This is a genomic window from Paenimyroides marinum (assembly GCF_900108395.1).
GTDB classification, from domain to species: Bacteria; Bacteroidota; Bacteroidia; order Flavobacteriales; family Flavobacteriaceae; genus Flavobacterium; species Flavobacterium marinum.
In genome coordinates, this window is record NZ_FNXE01000022.1 from 45,063 (window position 1) to 51,704 (window position 6,642).

Genomic DNA, 6,642 nt, shown 5'->3' on the forward strand with positions numbered 1-6,642 from the left:
GCGGTTTTTATACAACTACTTCACTGTATTTTAAAGGTTGTTTTATGATGTTATATTTTAATAAGTCGGCAATAATTTGGTTAAACTGGGTTTCAGAAGGCTTTTTCTGACTCCATTTGGTAATTTGTAGCCATTGTTTAATATCGCTTAACTGCTGATTAAAAACGCTTGCCAATGTTTTATCGATACTTGGTATCATTTTAAACTCGCTGGTGGTTTGATTGATGATTTCTAATAGATGTTCAACCATTGCTTTGTTTTCAGAATAAAAGTCTTTTCGTGCCACGATCATAAAACACGGCCACGGGGTGGGACACACACCCACACGTCTAAAAACACCTTGGTCAACAACGGGTTGTGTCATAAAACGATCCCACATAAAATAATCGGCTTTTTGGGCAGATAATGCTTCCACGGCACCATCTATCGTGTGAACCACTTCAAATTTAACAGAATCAAAATCCCAGTTTTGGTTAGAAGCGTTTACATACGTCATTAATTCAGAACCTGATCCATAACGAGAAATAGCTGCTGTTTTTCCAAATAAATCATCAATGGTTTGATAGCTGCTTTTGGCATTTACGTGGATACCCCATTGCAAAGGCGATTGCACAAAGGTTTGCAAAATTACCGATTCGTTTCCGTTAGAAATATCCTTTAAAATACCTTCGGTTAAAATCACGGCCACATCGGTTTCGTCTGTACGCAACATCTCGCACATTTTTCCTGTCCCTTCAGGTACGTCATTCCATTGAACATCAATACCCGCCTGATGAAACAAACCTTCATCTATCGTTAGCTGCCACGGAAAATTAAAATGTTCGGGTACGCCTATAATTCTTACAGTTTTCATTTATTGATGGATCTTTTTTACGTAAATGTACTATTTTAATTTATTATTTAACATAGTTATCAATGTTTGATATTTTGATAATTCAACCAGCTCTTCGTTAATGGTGGTGTAATCTGTAAGATCATTGATTAATTCCTGGGCGCTGTCAATTTTTTTCTTTGCAAGTAACGGTTGTTTGTTTGCAATGGCATCGATAGCTTCTTGTGTCAACTGATGTAAAATGGTTAATTTCAAAATGGCTAATTTTATTCTTAGCAAAAATAAGCTTTCTGTATAGTTTATGTATCTTTGATAATCAAAATTAATCGTTAAAAATGGCAAAAAAAATATCAAGTTTAGAAGATTTAGGCGGATTTGTGTTTTCTACCAATAAAGAGTTTGATTTCGATCGAAATGCTGATGCTGAAGAAACATTGGCACCTGGCGAGCAGTTGCTTGAAGCACATTTAGATAAGAAAAACCGGGGTGGAAAAACAGCAACAGTGATTAAAGGTTTTGTGGGATCTGCCGATGATTTAAAAGCATTAGCCAAGGAACTTAAAACACTTTGTGGCGTGGGTGGCAGTGCAAAAGACAACGAAATAATTATTCAGGGAAATTTTCGCGATAAAATAATGGATTACCTGAAAAACAAAGGCTATAAAGTAAAAAGAGTAGGAGGCTGATATGAAAAATATAAAAGAGTCAGAATTAATTTTAAATCCTGATGGCAGTGTGTACCACCTGAATCTGAAACCCGAAAATATTGCAAACGACATTATTTTTGTAGGCGATCAAGACAGGGTAGAAGCCATTACCAAATATTTTGATGTGGTTGAATTCAGTACGCAAAAAAGAGAATTTAAAACACAAACGGGTATTTACAAAGGAAAACGCTTAACGGTTATTTCCACAGGAATTGGTCCTGATAACATTGATATTGTCCTAAACGAATTAGACGCTTTGATAAATATCGATTTAAAAACCCGCATGGTAAAACCCCAATTAACCCGCTTAAATATTATTCGCGTGGGAACATCAGGATCGTTACAAGCCGATATTCCCGTTGATGCGTTTCTGGTTTCAGCCGCCGCCATTGGTACCGATAATATGTTGCACAGTTATGATTCGCAAAATATTCAAAACCAATCAATGAATGAATTATTTGTGAAACATACCGTCTGGGATAAAACAAAGGGGATGCCTTATGCCGTGGAAGCCGACAACGATTTATTAAAAAAATTCAAAAAAGAACACGTTTTTTCGGGTATAACAATAACAGCCGGTGGTTTTTACGGAGCCCAAGGCAGGGTGTTGCGTTTAAAATTGAGCGATGCTGCGTTGAATGACAAAATAGATTCGTTTGAATTTGAAAACTTAAAAGCAACCAATTTAGAAATGGAAACAGCCGCCATTTACGGATTGTCAAAATTATTGAATCACAGAGCCATATCTTTAAATGCAATCGTTGCCAATAGAAAAGATGGAAATTTTAGTGCCAATCCATACAAAACCATCGACGAATTGATCCAATTTGCATTAAATACAATTATTGAATAATTTTTTTTAATGAAATTCTATTTAATCAATAAAAATTATTTCTTAAAAAATTGATTACTTTATTGGTAAATGCGTCTGTTTGTAAAATATTTATTCGCTTCGGTTTTAATGTTTGAGTATTTTGTAAATTTGTGAAGAACTAAATAATAAGCAATTTCAAATAATGAACAGAATTTTATATCAGGCTTACGCTGACAAGATTACTACTGCTGATAAAGCGGCATTATTAATTGAAAATAATCATGTGGTAGGCGCAAGCGGATTCACCAAAGCAGGCGATAGCAAATCGGTTTTGCCGGCTTTTGCTAAAAGAGCAGAAAATGAAGATGTGGCAATAACTTTAATTACAGGAGCTTCTTTAGGATATACCACCGATGCCGATTTGGCGGAAAATAATGCATTAATACGCAGAATGCCTTTTATGGCAGATCCCGCATTGCGGAAATCAATCAACGATTACCAACTAAAATACATAGATCAACATTTAAGTGAAACAGTCGAACAGCTCATTTGCGGACATATTGCCCCAGTTGATGTGGCTATTATTGAAGCATCGCTAATCGATGAAAACGGAAATATTGTACCAACGACTTCAATAGGTAATTCTGCTTTTTTTGCCTCACAAGCTAAAAAGATTATTATCGAGATCAATACGCAAATTCCGTTGAGTTTTAGGGGAATTCATGATTGTTCGGTACCTGAATCATACCCCAACCGCGATGTAATCAATATTCACACACCCATGGATCGTATGGGCGAACCATTTATAAAAATTGATCCTGAAAAAGTAGCGGCCATTGTTTATACAGATATTAACGATCAGCCGGCAGTAGTTGCAGAACCCGATGAAACAACAACAGCTATTTCAAAACATCTTTTAAACTTTTTTGAACAAGAAGTAGCTAAAGGAAAACTCACTTATAATCTGTTACCATTACAAGCAGGAATTGGTAAAATTGCCAATTCGGTTTTAATGGGATTTAAAGATTCCAATTTTAAGAATTTAACCATGTATTCTGAAGTTTTGCAGGATTCTACTTTTGAATTGATCGATTCAGGCAATCTTGATTTCGCCTCAGGGTCTTCAATCACGGTTTCCGAAGGATGTTATGCCAAACTGATAGAAAATTTTGATAAATACAAAAATAAATTGATTTTGCGTCCGCAAAACATTTCTAATGCTCCCGAGGTAGTTCGCAGATTAGGCGTTATCGGTATCAATACAGCCATTGAATTTGATATATACGGCAATGTGAACTCTACTCATATTTCGGGCAGTAAAATGATGAACGGCATTGGTGGTTCAGGTGATTTTGCCCGCAATGCGTACTTGAGTATTTTTGTATGTCCGGCGGTATCAAAAGAAAATAAAATATCGCACGTGGTACCAATGGTAACACATCATGACCACACAGAACACGATGTTGATATTTTAGTAACCGATCAGGGATTGGCAGATTTACGCGGATTGGCACCAAGAGAACGTGCTGAAGTGATTATTGAAAATTGCGTACACCCTGATTTTAAAGCAGAAATTCGCGATTATTTTCAACGAGCTTGTGAACAAACCGGCGGACAAACACCACATATTTTAGAAGAAGCATTTAAATTCCATACCCGTTTAAAACAAACAGGAAGTATGCAGAAAGAAAAAACACTTGTGTAAAACAAGTGTTTTTTTTTATTCCTCGGCAAAACGGGTAATTTCTCTTTCGTAAAATGTTGCCGCCAAATCAATTAATCGATTCATTTCTTCTTTTAATTCAACTTCCTCACTTTCGTCTAATTCTTCTAAAAACTCAATGTCTTCTGTTTCTAAATCAATAATAAAACGCGGGTATTCTAAGTGAATTACGAATAAATTATCAGGAAAATCAGTGTTGTCGGCTAAAACGAACTTCGGTAAATCCATTGTTTAAATTTTAATATGGTTGTTAATGTATTTTTTTGACATATAATTGAAGCGAAGATACGAAAAAAATGCTGCTACGGTTAATCCTGCCAATAATCCGTACCAAATACCTTCTGCACCTAAATTGGTATATAAAGCTAAATAAACGCAAAGCGGAAATCCAACTACCCAATATGAAATAAAAGTAATAATCATGGGTAAATTAACGTCTTGCAAACCCCGTAATGCTCCTAACGCAGTTACCTGAATACCATCGGATATTTGAAAGATCGCTGCGATTAACAATAATTTTCCTGCTATTTCAATTACTTCATGGTTCATTAAAAGCTGCTCGGTATCATTGGTGTCTAAGAATAATAACGGAATATAATTATGAAAAAGGATGAAAAACAATGCAAATCCGCAGTATAAAATAAAAGTCATTAACATGATTGATTTTGCTACGGTTTCCATTTTAACGTAATCTTTTAATCCTTTTTGATTACCCACGCGAATCATTCCGGCTACACTTAGTCCCGAAGCAAACATAAAGGTCATTGAAGCCATTGATAAGGCAATTTGGTTGGCTGCCTGCGCTTCGGTGCCCAACATTCCGGAAATCCATACAGCAGCTGTAAACAAGGCTACTTCAAACAAAGACTGCATAGATGAAGGAATGCCAATGCCTGCAATGTATTTAGATGTCTTTAAGTTAATCTCTTTTAATGTTATTTTTTGCAGATAGGGTGTAAAAACATCTAATCGGTACAAAACAAAGACAAAATACAGCAACATTACAATCCTTGATATTAATGTTCCGTAGGCCGCACCCATCATACCCATTTCGGGGAAAATCCACACACCGTAAATCAATAAGTAATTAAAAACCACATTCACAATATTGGCAATAATGGTGGCATACATAGAATATTTTGTTTGAGATTTTCCATCGGAAAATTGTTTAAATCCCTGATAAATAACCAAAGGAACTAATGAAAGCGCTACTATATCTAAAAATGGTTTAGCCATTTGGGTAACTTCTACAGGTTGCAGCATCAAATCGATGAGAGGCTTAAAAAAATACAAAAGGGTGAACAAAAGTATTCCTAAAAAGGTGCAAAGAAACACACCGTTTATAAACACATTTCTGCCTTTAACAATATCATTTTCAGTATCTGCTGAAGCTATAAGAGGAGTAATTGCCGTAGAAAAACCCACCCCAACAGATAAGGCTATAAAAACAAAACTATTGGCCAATGAAGCAGCCGCAAGTTCGGTAGCGCCAATTTTTCCCACCATAATGTTGTCAACAATTCCCACAATGGTATGTCCCAGCATTGCAAGGATTATTGGATATGCCAATTTAAAATTATAGTTAAATTCCTGAGTGTATTTTTTTAAATTCATTCATTTTTTTTGCAAAGATACCCACTAAAAACGATGTATTGGCACAACAGTTGGATATATTATCTCTAAAAAAGTTCAGATGATGAAAAAAGTGATATTTACAGCTATTGGAACCTTAGTTTTAAGTTCGGCAGCTTTTAGCCAGACTCCGTATAACAAAGGATTTCGCTTAGGGTTAGGTTTAAACGGAGGTTTCCCCACAGATGGTGATTACGATGGAAGCTTGGGAATTGATGCACGTTTACAATACGATTTTACAAAAAAGACATCGATTACCCTAACGTCGGGATATACCCATTTGTTTGCAGAACCTGAAGAAGTAGGTTTTGTACCTGCAAAATTGGGTTTTAAATACTTTTTGGGAAATCAGTTTTATGCAATGGGTGAAGCCGGTGCAGCTTTTGGTGTGAATGGCAACATTGATAATTCATTGATTGTGGCTCCCGTTTTTGGTTTTGCCAATAAATATTTAGACGCAAGTGTTCGATATGAATATTACAGCGATTACGAAACAGACCAGATAGCTTTGCGATTAGCTTATGGATTTAGTTTGAAAAAGAAGAAATAACCCATTTTAAATGGGTTATTTTTTATAACCTGAGTTCGATTATTATTTAGGATAAATATATTGTGTAAAAAAAGAAATAGTTGTATATTTAATTATCTGATTGTTAAATATTTAAACAACTATTTCTTATGATTAATTTCGATAAAATTACAGAACTGCGAAGCACATCACGAACACAGAAATAGAATAAAAAATAGTGAGTAAATTTTTTGTCTTGTTGATGAATTTTGCCAGCAATTTTTTCCTTTTCTTGAAAAAAACAGTATTGGAAACAAATCTAAAAGACCCCCAATGATGTCACCCAGTGAAATAATCAGTATTATGATTCTTTTTCATTTGAGCGGTTTCAGATGCTTTAAGCACTTTTACATTTTCTATATTCAA

8 protein-coding genes and 1 pseudogene are annotated in these 6,642 nt (G+C 35.1%); 5 read left to right on the forward strand and 4 right to left on the reverse strand.

What is annotated here, in order from left to right; genetic code table 11:
* Positions 1-7: 7 nt before the first annotated feature.
* Positions 8-853, reverse strand: a complete 846-nt coding sequence (locus tag BLW20_RS08595; RefSeq protein ID WP_091099068.1) for a substrate-binding domain-containing protein — start codon at positions 851-853, stop codon at positions 8-10.
* A gap of 30 nt (positions 854-883) precedes the next feature.
* Positions 884-1,087, reverse strand: coding sequence for a hypothetical protein (locus BLW20_RS08600; protein WP_143037764.1), 204 nt, complete (start codon positions 1,085-1,087; stop codon positions 884-886).
* A gap of 80 nt (positions 1,088-1,167) precedes the next feature.
* Between BLW20_RS08600 and BLW20_RS08605 the strand changes: the two genes are divergently transcribed.
* The 3 genes from BLW20_RS08605 to BLW20_RS08615 all read left to right on the forward strand — a co-directional run bounded on the left by BLW20_RS08605 (position 1,168) and on the right by BLW20_RS08615 (position 4,058).
* A complete protein-coding gene (locus tag BLW20_RS08605; RefSeq protein ID WP_091099076.1) occupies positions 1,168-1,518 on the forward strand; it encodes a translation initiation factor in 351 nt (116 codons plus the stop codon).
* 1 nt (position 1,519) lies between these two features.
* Positions 1,520-2,392: a nucleoside phosphorylase gene (locus BLW20_RS08610; protein ID WP_091099079.1), complete on the forward strand. Its 873-nt coding sequence runs from the start codon at positions 1,520-1,522 to the stop codon at positions 2,390-2,392.
* A 163-nt stretch (positions 2,393-2,555) separates the two neighbouring features.
* Entirely contained in the window at positions 2,556-4,058 is a 1,503-nt protein-coding gene (locus BLW20_RS08615; protein WP_091099083.1) for a succinate CoA transferase, read from the forward strand.
* Positions 4,059-4,073: 15 nt separating this feature from the next.
* On the opposite strand, the gene BLW20_RS08620 is transcribed toward BLW20_RS08615, so the two are convergent.
* The gene (locus BLW20_RS08620) at positions 4,074-4,304 is read right to left on the reverse strand and encodes a hypothetical protein (RefSeq protein WP_091099091.1); all 231 of its coding nucleotides are present in this window, start codon (positions 4,302-4,304) and stop codon (positions 4,074-4,076) included.
* Between the two features lie 3 nt (positions 4,305-4,307).
* On the reverse strand, positions 4,308-5,690 hold the full coding sequence (locus BLW20_RS08625; RefSeq protein WP_091099097.1) for an MATE family efflux transporter: 1,383 nt from the start codon (positions 5,688-5,690) through the stop codon (positions 4,308-4,310).
* A 79-nt stretch (positions 5,691-5,769) separates the two neighbouring features.
* Between BLW20_RS08625 and BLW20_RS08630 the strand changes: the two genes are divergently transcribed.
* Both BLW20_RS08630 and BLW20_RS15000 read left to right on the forward strand, forming a co-directional pair.
* Positions 5,770-6,258: a DUF3570 domain-containing protein gene (locus BLW20_RS08630; RefSeq protein WP_245725296.1), complete on the forward strand. Its 489-nt coding sequence runs from the start codon at positions 5,770-5,772 to the stop codon at positions 6,256-6,258.
* Positions 6,259-6,462: 204 nt separating this feature from the next.
* A pseudogene (locus tag BLW20_RS15000) lies at positions 6,463-6,642 on the forward strand (IS982 family transposase); the annotation flags it as partial.

Bases quoted from the DNA above. Each gene is read 5' to 3' on its own strand.
- BLW20_RS08595 (WP_091099068.1), bottom strand. From the start codon at position 853: ATGAAAACTGTAAGAATTATAGGCGTACCCGAACATTTTAATTTTCCG.
- BLW20_RS08605 (WP_091099076.1), top strand. From the start codon at position 1,168: ATGGCAAAAAAAATATCAAGTTTAGAAGATTTAGGCGGATTTGTGTTT.
- BLW20_RS08610 (WP_091099079.1), top strand. From the start codon at position 1,520: ATGAAAAATATAAAAGAGTCAGAATTAATTTTAAATCCTGATGGCAGT.
- BLW20_RS08615 (WP_091099083.1), top strand. From the start codon at position 2,556: ATGAACAGAATTTTATATCAGGCTTACGCTGACAAGATTACTACTGCT.
- BLW20_RS08620 (WP_091099091.1), bottom strand. From the start codon at position 4,304: ATGGATTTACCGAAGTTCGTTTTAGCCGACAACACTGATTTTCCTGAT.
- BLW20_RS08625 (WP_091099097.1), bottom strand. From the start codon at position 5,690: ATGAATTTAAAAAAATACACTCAGGAATTTAACTATAATTTTAAATTG.
- BLW20_RS08630 (WP_245725296.1), top strand. From the start codon at position 5,770: ATGATGAAAAAAGTGATATTTACAGCTATTGGAACCTTAGTTTTAAGT.